11 protein-coding genes are annotated in these 15,354 nt (G+C 50.5%); 1 reads left to right on the forward strand and 10 read right to left on the reverse strand.

The genetic code is table 11. The features are described from left to right. Window positions 1-576: 576 nt before the first annotated feature. From EYB31_RS30780 to EYB31_RS30805, 6 genes are all read right to left on the reverse strand, one after another. Window positions 577-1,434, reverse strand: a complete 858-nt coding sequence (locus EYB31_RS30780; RefSeq protein WP_131017335.1) for an inositol monophosphatase family protein — start codon at window positions 1,432-1,434, stop codon at window positions 577-579. Between the two features lie 143 nt (window positions 1,435-1,577). Beyond that, window positions 1,578-2,348 (reverse strand): enoyl-ACP reductase FabI, encoded by a 771-nt coding sequence (gene fabI, locus EYB31_RS30785; protein ID WP_131017336.1) that lies wholly within the window; start codon window positions 2,346-2,348, stop codon window positions 1,578-1,580. A gap of 82 nt (window positions 2,349-2,430) precedes the next feature. Next, window positions 2,431-3,420, reverse strand: coding sequence for a UV DNA damage repair endonuclease UvsE (gene uvsE, locus EYB31_RS30790; RefSeq protein WP_131017337.1), 990 nt, complete (start codon window positions 3,418-3,420; stop codon window positions 2,431-2,433). Between the two features lie 119 nt (window positions 3,421-3,539). Beyond that, a complete protein-coding gene (locus EYB31_RS30795) occupies window positions 3,540-3,857 on the reverse strand; it encodes a hypothetical protein (RefSeq protein ID WP_131017338.1) in 318 nt (105 codons plus the stop codon). 34 nt (window positions 3,858-3,891) lie between these two features. Next, window positions 3,892-5,007 carry a D-alanine--D-alanine ligase gene (locus tag EYB31_RS30800; RefSeq protein ID WP_131017339.1) on the reverse strand — a complete coding sequence of 372 codons (1,116 nt, stop codon included), beginning with the start codon at window positions 5,005-5,007 and terminating at the stop codon, window positions 3,892-3,894. A gap of 164 nt (window positions 5,008-5,171) precedes the next feature. Next, entirely contained in the window at window positions 5,172-6,191 is a 1,020-nt protein-coding gene (locus EYB31_RS30805; protein ID WP_240763060.1) for an amidase domain-containing protein, read from the reverse strand. 376 nt (window positions 6,192-6,567) lie between these two features. On the opposite strand from EYB31_RS30805, the gene acnA reads away from it, so the two are divergent. Further along, window positions 6,568-9,276, forward strand: a complete 2,709-nt coding sequence (gene acnA / locus EYB31_RS30810; RefSeq protein ID WP_131017340.1) for an aconitate hydratase AcnA — start codon at window positions 6,568-6,570, stop codon at window positions 9,274-9,276. A 158-nt stretch (window positions 9,277-9,434) separates the two neighbouring features. Here acnA and EYB31_RS30815 read toward each other — a convergent pair whose 3' ends face one another. From EYB31_RS30815 to EYB31_RS30830, 4 genes are all read right to left on the reverse strand, one after another. Beyond that, complete coding sequence (locus tag EYB31_RS30815) at window positions 9,435-10,535, reverse strand: glycoside hydrolase family 88/105 protein (RefSeq protein WP_131017341.1); 1,101 nt, start codon at window positions 10,533-10,535, stop codon at window positions 9,435-9,437. A gap of 38 nt (window positions 10,536-10,573) precedes the next feature. Further along, window positions 10,574-12,820 carry a helix-turn-helix domain-containing protein gene (locus tag EYB31_RS30820; RefSeq protein WP_131017342.1) on the reverse strand — a complete coding sequence of 749 codons (2,247 nt, stop codon included), beginning with the start codon at window positions 12,818-12,820 and terminating at the stop codon, window positions 10,574-10,576. Between the two features lie 99 nt (window positions 12,821-12,919). Next, window positions 12,920-14,440, reverse strand: coding sequence for an extracellular solute-binding protein (locus EYB31_RS30825; protein WP_131017343.1), 1,521 nt, complete (start codon window positions 14,438-14,440; stop codon window positions 12,920-12,922). A 24-nt stretch (window positions 14,441-14,464) separates the two neighbouring features. Further along, window positions 14,465-15,346: a carbohydrate ABC transporter permease gene (locus EYB31_RS30830; protein ID WP_131017344.1), complete on the reverse strand. Its 882-nt coding sequence runs from the start codon at window positions 15,344-15,346 to the stop codon at window positions 14,465-14,467. Window positions 15,347-15,354 lie beyond the last annotated feature (8 nt).

A 15,354-nucleotide genomic window follows, 5' to 3' on the forward strand; every position in this document is an offset into this window, starting at 1 on the left:
TAGGCACGCCGCCAGCGTTCGTCCTGAGCCAGGATCAAACTCTCCATTAAGGTTTGTTTAATATAGCTCAATTCATTGCTGACTTGCTTGTTTTACATTCACTCGTTGTTCAGTTTTCAAAGAGCAAGACAGGTATATATGTTATCACACCTTATCATGTCATTGCAAGCATTTTTTATTCCAACAATTTGTTTCGTTAGTTTAAAAGTGCTGCACACAAGATATTAATTTACCACATCTCTTACCTAAATTGCAAGTAGTAAATTTATCTTTTTTTCAAAGCGTCAAACTCGTTAGAGCTTGTCCACAGCATCCTTGCTTGCCATCTTTCTCAGCGGCTTGTGCCGGGAATTAGAAATATATCATAAGCCCGGATAAAGCGCAAGCGGAAATTGCAAAAAACTTTTTGGGACACGTCTTTACGTGTCTATAGCGATCTCTGAAAAGCCAAGCCCGGTATAAGCTCCCTCCTATTAATGCCTTCAAGGATGAGTGCGCTGAAAACTTAATAAGTCTAATATTATGAAAAAAGCAGGCGCCAAAAGCGCCTGCTCTGCCTTACCACGTGCATCCTTATTAACCTGTGGCTTCGCCTTCACGCAGCGCATCCAGCATTTCTTGGTGGATGTGCCCATTGGTCCCGACAACGTTGCGAACGGACAACGAATACGGATTGCCCAGCGTATCAGTGACTTTACCGCCGGACTCCTGAATCATCAATGCGCCGGCGGCTATATCCCATGCGTTCAAGCCGATTTCCCAGAAGCCGTTCAACCGGCCGGCTGCCACATAAGCCATATGCAGCGCGGCGGAACCGGCGACACGAATATTGCGAACTTTAGGAGAAAGCTCCTGCAGCCCCTTCAGATTGACGGGGAGCGCGTAGCCGCGATCTGCAGGCAGACCCGTAGCGATCAGACCTTCGATCAGCTTGGTTTGAGGCGCCACCGCCATCTTTTTGCCGCGGAGATAAGCGCCTTTGCCCTTTTCCGCTACAAACATCTCATCATGATTCGGATTGTAAACAACACCTACAATCACTTCACCTTTGATTGCAAGCGCAATCGACACCGAGAAGAACGGGAAACCGTGCACAAAGTTAGTAGTCCCGTCTAGGGGGTCCACAATCCACAGGAACTCGGCATCGCTCACTTCGGAAAGCGCCGCCGCCGAAGCCGCAGGTCCCGGCTCGACCCCTTCCTCGCCAAAAATCATATGGTCGGGAAAGTGGGTGAGAATTAATTTGCGGATCATCGTTTCTGCGCCTTTATCTATTTCCGTTACAAGGTCGTGAACCCCATTTTTCGTATTCAGCTGGTTGTATTCCCCCAGCTTGCTCCGAATCCATTCACCGGCTTTCGCCGCAGCGCTAATAGCCACTGCCGTGTAGCTTTTGCTGCCTACGGAATAAGCCTGCGTTGTTTCATTTGCCATGAAAATCAGCCCTTTTCGCAAACATATATAAATCTACCATAACGCTTTCGTGAGTATAATAGATTATACGCCGGAAGCTCGCTGTAGTTTCGCTTTTTCCAAAAAACAGGCCTGTCCGGCAGGACAGGCTAATGAAACTGCTTCTACACGCCAACTATATGATACCCATTATCCACGTAAATCACTTCACCGGTAATTCCTCTGGAGAAGTGGCTCATCAGGAACATTGCCGTATCGCCCACTTCCGCCGTCTCCGTGGTACGGCGCAGCGGCGCCTTTTCCTCAACTTGCCTTAAGATTGAATTGAAGTCCTTAATTCCTTTGGCCGCCAATGTCCGAATCGGACCTGCCGAAATCGCGTTCACACGAATATTGTATTGGCCCAAATCGTTGGCCAAGTAACGCACACTCGCTTCCAGCGCCGCTTTGGCAACTCCCATTACGTTATAATTTTTCATAGCGCGCTCTGCGCCAAGATAAGTCATCGTCATGATGCTACCGCCTTCGGTCATAAGCGGATATATTTTATTCGTTACCGCGGTCAGCGAATAAGCGCTGATATCGTGGGCAAGCGCAAATCCGGCGCGGGAAGTGTCTGCGAACAAGCCTTCAAGCTCTTCCGTTTTGGCAAAAGCTATGCTGTGCACGTACCCGTGCAGCACGCCAAAATGTTCCTTCAGCGCTGCGGCAAGCGTATCGATTTCCTCATCCACCGTCACGTTGCACGGCAGCAGCAGGCTGCCCGGGATTGTATCCGCCAATTTGCGGACACGCTCTTCCACCCGTTCGTTCTCGTAAGTGAAAGCCAGCCGCGCGCCTTGGCTTGCAAGCGATTGCGCAATTGCCCAGGCGATGCTCCGATCGTTCGCTACGCCCATGACAAGAATATTTTTACCTGATAAAATTTGGCTCATTGGCAACTTGTCCCCTCTCCCGAAATGGTACGGCCGTCAAGGCCTTCCCCAACTTCCAAAGTACCCGATTTTTCAGAATATTTCAAGTCATGAGCTCGAAAGAAGCTTGGTCAATCTCTCTAACGCCGGATTCCCCCTGAATGTCCTCCATCAGACGAAAAAGCGCCTTGTCCTTCATCTTCGCTTCGATCATTACGTCCAGTTCGGGAGTTAGCTCAGCAATCGAACGAAGGAAATCCATCAACGCCGGAAGTTCGATATAATCGGCATGTCCGCGGATGTTGCGTTCATCTTTAGGGCTGGATACGTGTATTTTCGGAGGCAATAAGATGTTATCTTCAGGTCTTGATGCGGTTTCCCATGTTTTCAGAATTCGCGGCCACAACTCGTCGGCCCGCTCCCCTTCATTGTTGACCTGATGATGGTGAATATCCAATACCATAGGAGCGCCTACCTGCTCGCATAAAGCCAGCGTTTCGGCGGCATTAAACGTCTTGTCGTCGTTTTCCAGCGTGATCCTGCTTTTAATCGACTCGGGCAAAGCTGCAAATTGGCGGATAAACCGCCGGCCGGCTGTTTCCTTGCTGCCATAAGCGCCGCCGATATGAATATTGCACTTGGCCCTTTCATCCAATCCCATCGCCTCAAGCATCTGCACATGCCTGTCCAAGTCGGCAACCGAACTTCTCAGCACATCTTCTCGCGGGGTGCTCAGCACCGTAAAATGATCGGGATGAAAACTGACTCTCATCGCATGGGTGCGCACATAGTCCCCGATTTCGGCGAAGTCCGGCGCCAGCACGCCGGAAATAGGATTCCATCCCTCCAATAAATCGTGCCCGATTAGAGGAACCAGCTTCGAAGAGAAACGGTACATATGAATGTCGTGGGCCCGATTATGGCGCAGCAGACGCAGCGTATTATGAAGGTTTTCCGCGGCGATACGTTCCAATTTGCGAGTGGCCGCTTCCCGGTCCAGCAGCTTGGCAAAATGGGTTGCGGTCATCGTTTTGGAAGGCGAAGCGTTCTCCACCACCATGGACATGGCCACGTAGCCCAATCGCACAATCATTTTTTCTACCTCCCGCAGTTAATCTTATCCGTATCCGTAGCTTCCCCAAAAAAGCAAAAACCCTTCACCAATGTGAAGGGCCGGTTAAAAAATATCGAAACATAAGTGCTTCATTCAGTTCAGGAACGCTCGCCAAAAAACATTTCGTGTGCCAACGCGGTTTGAACGGCCGCTTCCTGTTCTGTCAGCTTGCGGACCAGTTCCATCTCTACCTGGGTCACTTCTTCGCCTTGAAAATTGATTTCGGCGATGGACGCCAGTATTTTCACAATAGCCACCGCTTGATTCTCCGGGTTATAAGCAATGACTTTCTGGCCTGTCGGGTATACCCGGAAGCCGCTTTTCACCATTTTGCCGCGGCCGTACTCCAGCAGCTCATACAACTCTTGGGACGACTTAAACTTACAGACGGAGTTAAACTCGGTTTGAAATCCCATTGTTCCACCTCCACTAGTGTGATGTGTGCCTCCACTATTCTTCGTCAAATGAATACCGGATAGCCTGTTTATCGGCATGACGCCGGATCGCAAGTGTGATGAGATCGTTCAGCAGCTCCGCGTACGATTTACCGGTTTCCTTCCAAAGCAGCGGGTACATGCTGAAAGGCGTAAAACCCGGCATCGTATTGATTTCATTAATAAAGATGCGGCTGCCATCCTTGGTCAGGAAAAAGTCGACACGCGACAATCCGCTGCCGTCGATGGCCTGGAACGCGCGAATCGCCATCTCACGGATTTCCTCGGCCAGTTCGGACGGAATTTCCGCAGGGATAATCATCGCGGATTTGCCGTCGATATATTTTGCCTTATAATCGTAAAAATCATTGGAGGAGACGATTTCGCCAGGTACCGACGCGGACGGATCTTCGTTGCCCAAGACGCTGATTTCAATCTCTCTTGCGTCCACAAATTCTTCTACGATGACTTTCCGGTCATATTGGAAAGCGAAAGCGATCGCTTTCACCAGTTCATCCCGGTTATTCGCTTTGCTGATGCCTACACTGGAGCCTAGATTAGCCGGTTTGACAAAACATGGATAACCGATAGTGATCTCGATTTCCATCAGGAAAAAGGCGTTGTCTTTTTCCCATTGGGGTTTTGTAAAATGCCGGAACAAACATTGGGGCAGCCCTTCTTGGGCAAATATTTTTTTCATCATAACCTTATCCATCCCGACTGCGGAAGCGAGCACACCGGCCCCGACGTAAGGGATGTTGGCTATTTCCAGCAAACCTTGAATCGTTCCGTCTTCGCCAAACGTGCCGTGAAGCAGCGGAAATACGACGTCGATCGGTTTGGCGGCGGCTGTGCCGTCCGCTTGCTGCACATGGCCAAAAAACGGCTGAAGAGCCGACGTGCCCGCCGCTTTGGCCGCGGATTGATGCGAAGTCAGCTGGAGCTTGTTTTCCACAGGGCCGGACAATAAGGCGCCCGAGCTCCATTCGCCCTGTTTGGTAATATAGAAGGGCACGATCTCGTATTTGGAGAAATCGAAAGCTTTAATGACCGCAAGCGCTGTTTGCAGCGAAACGTCGTGTTCCCCCGATTTGCCTCCGTAAATGAGACCTACCCGAATTTTCTCGCTCATAATAACCTCCATCATCCATAATATCCGTTTTAAGTGAGTTCAAAAAGCCGGCTTTCAGCATCAAGAGACTATTAAATTCCGCTATTTGAACACCTATTTGCAGCGCATATTCCCCGTCCGCCGAAGCATCCTATATTAGGTCAACTTGTTAAACTGCAAGTACCTTAGGAATCGACGATGTGTAAAAAACGGTAACGGGTGCGCGGCGTCCATGCCGGAGAATCTATGTATTGCCAATACCGGTGCTGGCTGCTAACCGTATGGGCATTGACCAGCGGCATCCCGTTCGGGTCAAACGCCGTTACGATGGTGCTGTGCTGGAAACGTCCGCTGCCATCCCAATCGTATACGATCACATCCCCATAGGTGAGCTGCCAAGGCGACTCGACCTCAACAGCGCGCAGACCGCTGCGGGAAGCGGTCAGATACCATTGAAAGCTGTTGGACACAGCCCAACTGAAGCTCCAAAGTTCCTGCCCTTGTATCCTGCCTTTGTACCACCAGCCGACATTCCTTTTTCCAGTATAGTTCATGGGGGCCCCGCCTGCAAAGAGGCATTGGGATATAAAGCTGGTGCAATCCACTTCAAATGTGGTATAAGCCGGGTTATTGCCGTTCCACCACCTGTCAGCGTATTGTACGGCCTTGGTGCGATCGTAAACGTAGCGATGAAGCACCGAATCGGGGAGACGCAGCAGTTCGTGATTTAGGTAAGGCACGGAAGGGATACTCATCATTTCAAATTCGTCGGGATCCTCGGCCAGCAGCATGCCGGGGCCGGAGTCCGATTGCAGCGTAAACCCGCGTTCAGCGGCGGTATCCTGTATTCTTGTAATATGCCAATGCTCGTTTCTGCGCTGCAGTTCGAGCCGTTGAAGCTCAATCCGCTGCTCGCTCTGCTCCTGACCTCGGATGTGCGCAACGATGGTCCTCTTAAGAGCTATGTCGGCAACGACACGGTCCGGCTGTTCGTCGGCCCTGACGATCCTAAGCCTGGTTTCATTTTTAACCGGAGTCGACCGCCGCTCTTCGTCATTGGTTTGAAGCTGCAGCAGCCGGTTTTGCCGATCCTGCAAAAAAGCCGCATCTTCAACATGCGGCGCAAGCGGATCGATGGAATAATCGATTTCCATCTGATTTTTATAATGCACATAATCGTAAATGTATGTTTTCCATGCTTTCACCAGCTTGACCTCCTTAAAAGTGCGTGTTCAAAAAGTCAGCTTTTCAGCAGAAGGTTGCAAGAACCTTTTGAACAACATCTAAAAAAAGGCGCATGAAAGCTGTAAAGGCGAGCTCCTCGCCAACCGGGATGCCTGCACTCGCAATGAACATGCGTTTTGCAACAATTATATGAAGCGATACGCGTAAAAATGAGCGAAATGTTCTTTACGCGCCATGCTCGAACATGTATACTAAAGGTATAGTCGGATTTTGAAATCAGGTTTCATTCCGTGAAACAACTGACTTATTGCTTCATCAAGAACTTAACTTGAGGGTGCATCGTGCAAGACAACCAGTTGCGGCTGGTTTAATTCGTTCAAGGAGGTAACACAAGCAATGGCTACAAACGATCAATACAAATCACGCAAAAGCTTAAGCGTAGGCGGCAAAAACTTTGCTTACTACAGCTTGCAGGCATTGGAAGAGCAAGGTTTCGCCGGCTTATCCAAGCTGCCTTTCTCCATTAAGGTACTGCTTGAGGCTGCGGTTCGCCAATTCGACGGACGCGCCATTACTGAAGAACATGTAAAGCAAATCGCCAATTGGGCTAACGAACGTGACGACAACAAGGAGATTCCTTTTATCCCTGCGCGTATCGTTCTGCAAGACTTCACCGGCGTACCGGTTGTCGTCGACCTTGCGGCCATGAGAGACACGATGAAAAAAGCAGGCGGAGACCCTAAACGGATCAACCCGCTTGTACCTGTCGACCTGGTTATCGACCACTCCGTTATGGTCGACGCATTTGGTACAAAGGACGCTCTTGAATATAACATCAACGTTGAATTCGAGCGCAACGAAGAACGCTACCGTTTCTTGCGTTGGGCGCAAACGGCGTTCGACAATTTCCGTGCGGTTCCTCCGTCAACCGGTATCGTGCACCAAGTTAACTTGGAGTACCTTGCTTCCGTTGCCGCTACAAAGCAAGTAAACGGCGAAACTGTCGTTTACCCGGACTCGCTTGTAGGTACCGACTCCCACACCACAATGATCAACGGTCTTGGCGTTGTAGGCTGGGGCGTTGGCGGTATCGAAGCGGAAGCCGGCATGCTCGGCCAACCGTTGTACTTCGTAGCGCCTGAAGTTATCGGCTTTAAACTGACAGGCAACCTGCCTGAAGGTTCGACGGCTACCGACTTGGCACTGACAGTTACGCAAATGCTGCGTAAAAAAGGCGTTGTCGGCAAATTCGTCGAATTCTACGGCCCTGGCCTGAGCAACATCAGCTTGGCTGACCGTGCTACCGTAGCCAACATGGCTCCTGAGTACGGCGCAACGATCGGTTTCTTCCCGGTAGACAGCGAAACGCTGAACTACATGAGAAGCACCGGCCGCGAAGAAGATCAAATCGCGCTTGTCGAAGCTTATTATAAAGAGCAAGGCATGTTCCGTACGGACGCAACCGTTGACCCGATCTTCACCGACAAAATCGAACTCGACTTGTCCACTGTCGTGCCGAGCCTTGCAGGACCAAAACGTCCTCAAGACCGCATCGAGCTGACTTCCATGAAGGAAGCGTTCAACTCGATCATCCGCACGCCAATCGACAAAGGCGGCTACGGATTGTCCGAAGAGAAAATCAGCGAAGTGGTTGACGTTAAACATGCAGGCGGCGCAGTCAGCAAAATGAGCGCCGGCGCTGTCGTGATCGCTGCCATCACTTCCTGTACGAACACATCCAACCCAAGCGTTATGCTGGGCGCAGGCCTTGTTGCGAAAAAAGCGGTTGAACGCGGTCTGGTTAAACCGGGCTACGTGAAGACCTCGCTGACTCCAGGTTCCCTGGTCGTTACCGAGTACCTGCATAAAGCAGGCCTGATCGAGCCGCTCGAAGCGCTTGGCTTCCACGTTGCAGGTTACGGCTGCGCAACTTGTATCGGCAACTCCGGTCCTTTGCCTGATGAAGTCAGCCAAGCGATCGCCGACAACGATATGACCGTTGCCGCTGTATTGTCCGGTAACCGTAACTTCGAAGGCCGCGTGCATGCACAGGTTAAAGCCAACTATCTGGCTTCTCCGCCGCTTGTCGTCGCTTATGCGTTGGCCGGTACGGTCAACATCGACCTGTCGAAAGATCCGATCGGTTACGACCAACAAAATCAACCGGTCTATCTGAAAGATATTTGGCCAACTAACGCTGAAGTACAGGCAGCGGTTGCCGCATCCCTGACACCGGCAATGTTCCGCGAGAAATACGCCAACGTATTCCGCGCCAACGAACGTTGGAATGCGATTGACGTTCCGGAAGGCGAGCTGTATGAATGGGATCCGAAGTCCACTTACATCGCCAACCCGCCGTTCTTCGAGAACATTCAAGGCGGCATCGGCGACATCGCTGATATCCGCGGCGCAAAAACAATGGCGCTGCTCGGCGATTCCGTAACGACGGACCACATTTCACCTGCAGGTAACATCAAAGCTGACAGCCCTGCCGGTAAATTCTTGATCGAGCATGGCGTGAAGAAAGAAGACTTCAACTCGTACGGTTCCCGCCGCGGCAACCACGATGTGATGATGCGCGGTACATTCGCTAACATCCGCATCCGCAACCAAGTGGCTCCAGGTACAGAAGGCGGCGTAACAACTTACCTGCCAACCGGCGAAGTTGAGTCGATCTACGACGCATCGATGAAATATCAAGCGAGCGGCACAAACCTTGTCGTTATCGCAGGCAAAGAATACGGCACCGGCTCTTCCCGCGACTGGGCGGCAAAAGGTACGTTCCTGCTTGGCGTTAAAGCGGTTATCGCGGAAAGCTTCGAGCGGATCCACCGTTCCAACCTTGTGGGCATGGGCGTGCTGCCGCTGCAATTCAAAGCCGGCGACAGCTGGAAGTCGCTTGGCATTACAGGCCGTGAAACGTTCGACATCGTTGGCCTGAGCAACGACGTTCGTCCGGGACAATCCGTACCGGTCAATGTGGTTCGCGAAGACGGATCGACCTTCTCCTTCGAAGCGCTCGTTCGTCTAGACAGCCTGGTTGACGTGGATTACTACCGCAACGGCGGTATTCTCCAAACGGTTCTTCGTCAAATCATGAAATAAGCTTGGCATATATAAAAAAGCGGGTCGCCTTGGGCGTAACCCGCTTTTTTTGCCGAAAAAGCGCCCGATTTGAAGTGACCTTCATCGTTAAGCACTTTAACGATGCGAGGCGCATTTCATATCGGGCGCTGCTGTTATTTGCCGCATATCGGCATCAATCAACCCAGCAGCTTGATCTCATTGTATGCCATCAACAGCGGCGCGACGCCGTGACCGTTATTGTCGACGATTTTTTCCTGTAAAAAATAATATTCCAAGCTGCCGTCGCGCATTTCTCCGCTTTCCGGCTTCTTGCCAAGGCCTGCGCTTCTGCATATACCGCCTAGAAGCACTTCGCCGTTCTCTTCGCGCAAATATCGGGCGATTGTCCCTTCAAACGACTGGATGCCGTATGTGGCATATTCCTTTGGCACATATCCAAGCCGAGCTGATTTCAGAATGGCATAAACAAGCATCAACGTGCCGCTTGTTTCCAGGTAATTACCCGGATCATCGCCGTGATCCACAACCTGATACCACATGCCGTCACGATGCCGGTAAGGCAGCATATCGTGGGTAAGCTCCTTGATATAACCCCGAAGCCCCCCCGTATCCGCCGGCTCGCCCTCCAGCAGCTCCAGGACGTCCACAAGCGCCATCGCGGTCCAGCCGACCGCACGTCCCCATACATTTGGCGACTGCCCCGTTGCCTGCTCGCACCAGAACATACTGCGGCTTTCATCATAAGCATGGCTGTACAGCCGCTTCTCTTGATTGTAGATATACCGGCGGACATTCGCGAATTGCCGCAGTGTATCGGAATAGTCCTTGGATTTCGCGAACCGTTTCACATACTCAACATAAAAAGGCTGCCCCATGTACAAGCCGTCCAGCCATACTTGGTAAGGGTAATTTTCTTTATGCCAAAACGAACCCGACTTCGTCCGCGGATAAGAAGAAAGCTGCCGGTACAGCATATCCAAAATCTTTCTGTATTTAGGGTCCTGCTCCCGCTCGTCAAGAGCGAATAAAATGGTGGCCATACGGATTTGATCGATATTATAGCTGCCGATCCGAATATCGGCTATATCGCCTTTTTCGTCAAAAAGCCGATCTATAAAACCTTTGACAAAGCCATACTCTGCTTTATTGCCGCTTTGCCCATAGCTGTCCAAATACGCCTTCAGGATGCAACCCTCAATATAATGCCATCTATAGGAATACCATTTCGGCTCGGCCATATATTGCGCTTTCAGTTTTTCTACCAACGGATAAATCAAATCGGCGCCTCCTTGCAGCGGAACTACGTTAATGACACTTATGATTTCGCGTGTGCTTCCCGATATTGGCCCGGCGTCATGCCGGTCGATTTCCGGAAAGTCCGGATAAATCCCGTCGAGTTCGTATAGTTTAACCGCTCGGCGATTTCCGTAATTTTCATATCGCTGTCCTTAAGCCAGATCTTAGCCATATTCATCCGGTAATTCATCAAATAGTCGATAAACGTCGTTCCAACCTCTTTTTTGAATACGCGGCTCAAATATACGGGATGAAACCGGAACTGCTCGGCGCACGATTCCAGGGTAATATCCTGATCGTATTTTTCGTGAATGAGTTCGACCATTTGCTGGGCGATATTGATATACTGCGAATCGATCCGGCTCTGGAAAAAGGCGACCGTGGGCGGCAGCAGCTCTGTTTTGAACCAAGTCATGATCTCCTCGGCCGTATGCAGCTTCATAAATTTGATCACAACCGATTTGGAGCCGACCAGCCCGTCCAACGTTCCGCCTTGCTGCTGCACAAGCCGGTATATTTTGGCGATCAATTGTAGGTTAAATATTTGAAAATCGTTAAACGAAACGCTGTTCTCCAATATCGACGACGCATACTGATTGTAATAATCGTAAGCGACGGCGGAATCGCCCGCTTTCAGACCGCTGATCATGCTTTCTTCGAGATGATTCCAAGAAGCCGCAGGTTGAACGCTGTTCGTGTGTACTGTATTGGTATCTTCATAACTTAAAAGAAGTTCGTTCCCCAAACTAATTCTGCGTTTCAGCGCTTCCAACGCCTCCTGATAAGCATCCATCGCGTGAGTGTATTTATGAAACGGACGGCTGATGCCGATACTGATTTTGATCTTCAGCAGCTCGCTTACCTTGGCTTTCATCTGCTCCGCCACTTGATAGAAATAGCTCTTCAGTTCAGCAGGGTCGTCCGAATCCCCAAGCAGCAGCGTGACTTGGGATTGATCCAGCAGCAACGTGCCCAAGATGCGGTCGCCGGGGATTAATTCCGCAACTACATTATTGATCGCGAATAACAGCAGCTCCTTATCGCTGTCCAAAAAACGCGTACCCTCCAGCGTATCGATCTGCAGGGCAAGCACACCCATCATCTTCCCTTTTTCGCCGAAACCGTACGTTTCATATTTATAGGAGAATTCGCTTTCCGTGACTTGTCCCATCAGCAGCTTCAACAGAAAAAACTCCTTTACCTGGCCGCGCTGCACATGCAGCTGCTGCTGCAGCTGCTTTCTCGTGCTGAACAGCGAAGAAAATCTCTCTTCGATTAAAGTGAATTCATCCTGCTTTCTGCTGTCCTGCGACTCTCCGCCAACCTGCTCCATCATCCTAAACAACCGGCCGATCGGCCTGTACATGCGGCGGGTTCCAAAAAAGGCGGCAAACGCAATAATAATAAAAATAATGATGCAGCCATTCAAGGTGATAAGGGCAATTTTTTTCGATTCTTTTGTGATAGCGTCTATGGACACGATGGACACGTAGGACCAGCCGTTATAAGACGAGATCTTATAATTCACGGCCAGAGAATCCGTTTCAAAAGACCCTGCCGGGTCGGCCGCGGCTTGCAGCCTTTGCAGAATGGCGGGCTGAACCCGGTTAGTAGCTGAGCTCGCCAGAAACGGCTCGCGGTCGCGATTCAGCACATAGATGGTTCCAAGCTGCGTATTTTGCTCCAAGTTGCTCAGCAGCGCGTCCTGCGATATATCAATGAGCAGCAGCGCTTTGGGCACGGTTGAGGAGGCGATCATCGGCAGCTTGACGACAAGCCGAATTTTATTTCCGCCGACGGCATTGTCGGTCTCGGCCAGCCAAAATAAATTTTGCTTGCGCGACGCATATTGGCTTAATACATCTTGATTCGCAAACTCCTGGGATGAGGTGAAACCGAGGTTGCTGATCATCCAACGATGCTCCAGATTGATCAGCCGCGTATCGGCCACACCTGAAATCGAATGAAGATTATACAATCCTTTGGAGAGATTATTGATCGTCTGGAATTCATCGTGCTGCAAATTATCGTAAATCCCATCGCTGACCAGCGACGAGTTGATGTATTGCACCGCACCGATCTCCACATTTTTTAGAATCTGTTCCATACGCATCTGATTTTGCAGCAAAATCTGCACATTGCCCTCATTGACCTTTTGCTCGATATCTTTGGAAGCGATATAGTAGGAGATCAATCCTATGGAAATAACAGGAATTGCACTGAGCAGAAGGGAAAAGACAAGCATGCGGTATAAATATCTGGGCAACGGAAACCTCTCCCTCCTTTACTTGCAAGGCTTCGACATTACCATTATAACAGAGGGCCATTCGTTGCCCAGGCTGACAATTGGGAGAACTGGGATGTATTACTTCTTCTGCTGCTTGGCATACTCTGCCGTATACTCTTCAATTATTTTATCTCCGCCGGCTTTTTTCCACTTATCCACTTCCGCCTGCCAACCGGCCTCGTCGATTTTCCCCATAATAAATTTGGTCTGGGCGTCGCGGATCATCGTATCCAGCTCCCCGCCTTTATCGGAATATGTCTTGGAGTTCAGCGTTAACGCCACATTGGGTACCACGTGCTTCAGATTTTCGTCAACGACCTGCCAGCCTTTGGCCTGCAAGTCGGTTAATTTGAGCGGCAGACCCGTTCCCGTTACTTCAAACGACGGCAAACTATCTCGGTAAGGCTTCACTTCCAGATTAAATACGGACAAATCTTTAAACTGCGCTTTTCCGTCGTCGGTTTTCGTGAAATGCTTGCCTTCGATGCCCCGGGTCAGCAGTGTGGACATCTCCGGGTCAAGCAGCTTATCGAAAAATCCAAGCAGACGTTTTAACTCCGCTTCCGATTTAACGCTGGATTTAGGGAAGACGTAAAAGCCGTTATTGCCCGGCTCAGCCGGTACAAGCACACCCGACGCTCCGGCATAAGACACAACGTCCACCACGCCGTTAGGCACGGCCTTCCTCAAGTTGTCCTGCGAGGTCGCGGCAGCCGAAGCAACCGTGTTGATCCGGATCCCCACCTTGCCTGCGTTCCATTTATTGTCCGCGTCCGCCGATTGCACAACGGAGAAGTCCTGATTGATTAATTTCTCTTGGTACAGCTTGCGCAGCAGCTTCATGGAGTCCGCGTAAGGTTTGGTCATGAACTCGGGGACCAGCTTGCCATTCTCCACTCCCCATTTATTAGGGGCCCCTTGAGAGACGGCTAGCCGGGTCAAATACGCGCTGCTCGCAGCAGGGTCGTTGTAGGTTTTGTCGAGAAACATACCGTACGTATCGTTTTGACCGTTCTTGTCGGGATCTTTCTCCGCGACCGTCTTCATGACGTTATACCAGTCGTCCAGGGTTACCGGAGGTTTGATGCCAAGCTCGTCGAACCAATCCTTCCGGTAAGTGATCCCGGCACGCCCGATGTCGCGGAATAAAGGCAGCGCATAAACTTTTCCGTCGACCTTGATGTTTTCGTAGTACAGCGGGTTGACCGCCGACAAGTTTTTGTAATCCTTCAGCAGAGGGCCGATCTCCCAGAACAGACCGGATTGGATAGCGCTTAGCGTTGTTGCGTTGGATGTAATTTTAAACGCCTTTGGCATTTCGCTGGAGGCGATCATTATATTTTTCTTGTCCTCAAATGCCGCCGAAGGAATCCATTGAATATCGAGTTTGGCATTGGTGTATTTCTCGATCGCTTTCTCGATCTCGCTGCCTTTGGGCGGCGCTTCCCCAACCTGCGGCGTTGCGATCGTTACTTCGAGCGGCGTATTGTCCTGCACCTCGGCGCCCTGCGAACCGCTTTTCCCGCCGCCGCACCCCGCTAAAGCGCTTGCAGTTGCAAGCATGGAAACCATTAAGGTGATAAAACGTTTTCTGTTCATACAAACCCCTCCTGATATATGTTCTTATCCTTTGACGGAACCTAACAGCACACCTTTGGCAAAATGCTTCTGCAAAAACGGGTAGACCAGCACAATAGGAATCGTTGCAACTACGATGGATGCCATGCGGATCGTCTGCGGCAAATAGTCGGTCGGATCCTGCTGTGTCGTGCTGTTTCCAATCTGGTCTTGGGAGAGCAGCACGATTTCCCGCAAAATCACCTGTACCGGAAACTTCGCCGCATCGTTCATATACATCACCGCGCTGAAGAATGTATTCCAATGTCCAACCGCGTAAAAAAGTCCGAAGGTCGCCATTGCCGGCATTGAAAGCGGCATTACAATGCGGAACAAGATGCCTAAATCGTTGCAGCCGTCCATCTTCGCCGAATCTTCAAGACCGTCGGGGATTTGCTGGAAAAAGTTTTTCAGCACGATTAAATTAAAGGCGCTGATCGCGCTGGGAATCATCAAAGACCAATACGTGTTGATCATGCCGAAGGCTTTGACTACGAAATAAGTCGGGATCAAACCTCCGCTGAACAGCATCGTAACCAATACCATAATAAGAATCGGCCGTCGTCCCCGCAAATGCGGTTTCGCCAGAGGGTATGCCATCAGCGAAGTAAGCAGCAGATTAATCAGCGTTCCAAGCACCGTCACATAAATCGATATGCCAATGCTCCTAACCATCGTGCCCGTGGAGAAGATGTATTTATACGCCCCTAACGTAAACTTGGAAGGAACTAAGAGCAGGCCGCCTTTAGCCACTTCTTCCGGACTGGCAAAAGACATGGAGACGATATATACAAAAGGAATGATCGCGACGATACAAATCAGGCCAAGCAGCGAGTAGTTACCGGTATGGAACAGCCGGCTGCCCCAGCTTTTATCTTCTTGCGGCATATGGACAA

This window comes from Paenibacillus thalictri (assembly GCF_004307995.1).
Classification (GTDB): Bacteria; Bacillota; Bacilli; order Paenibacillales; family NBRC-103111; genus Paenibacillus_AF; species Paenibacillus_AF thalictri.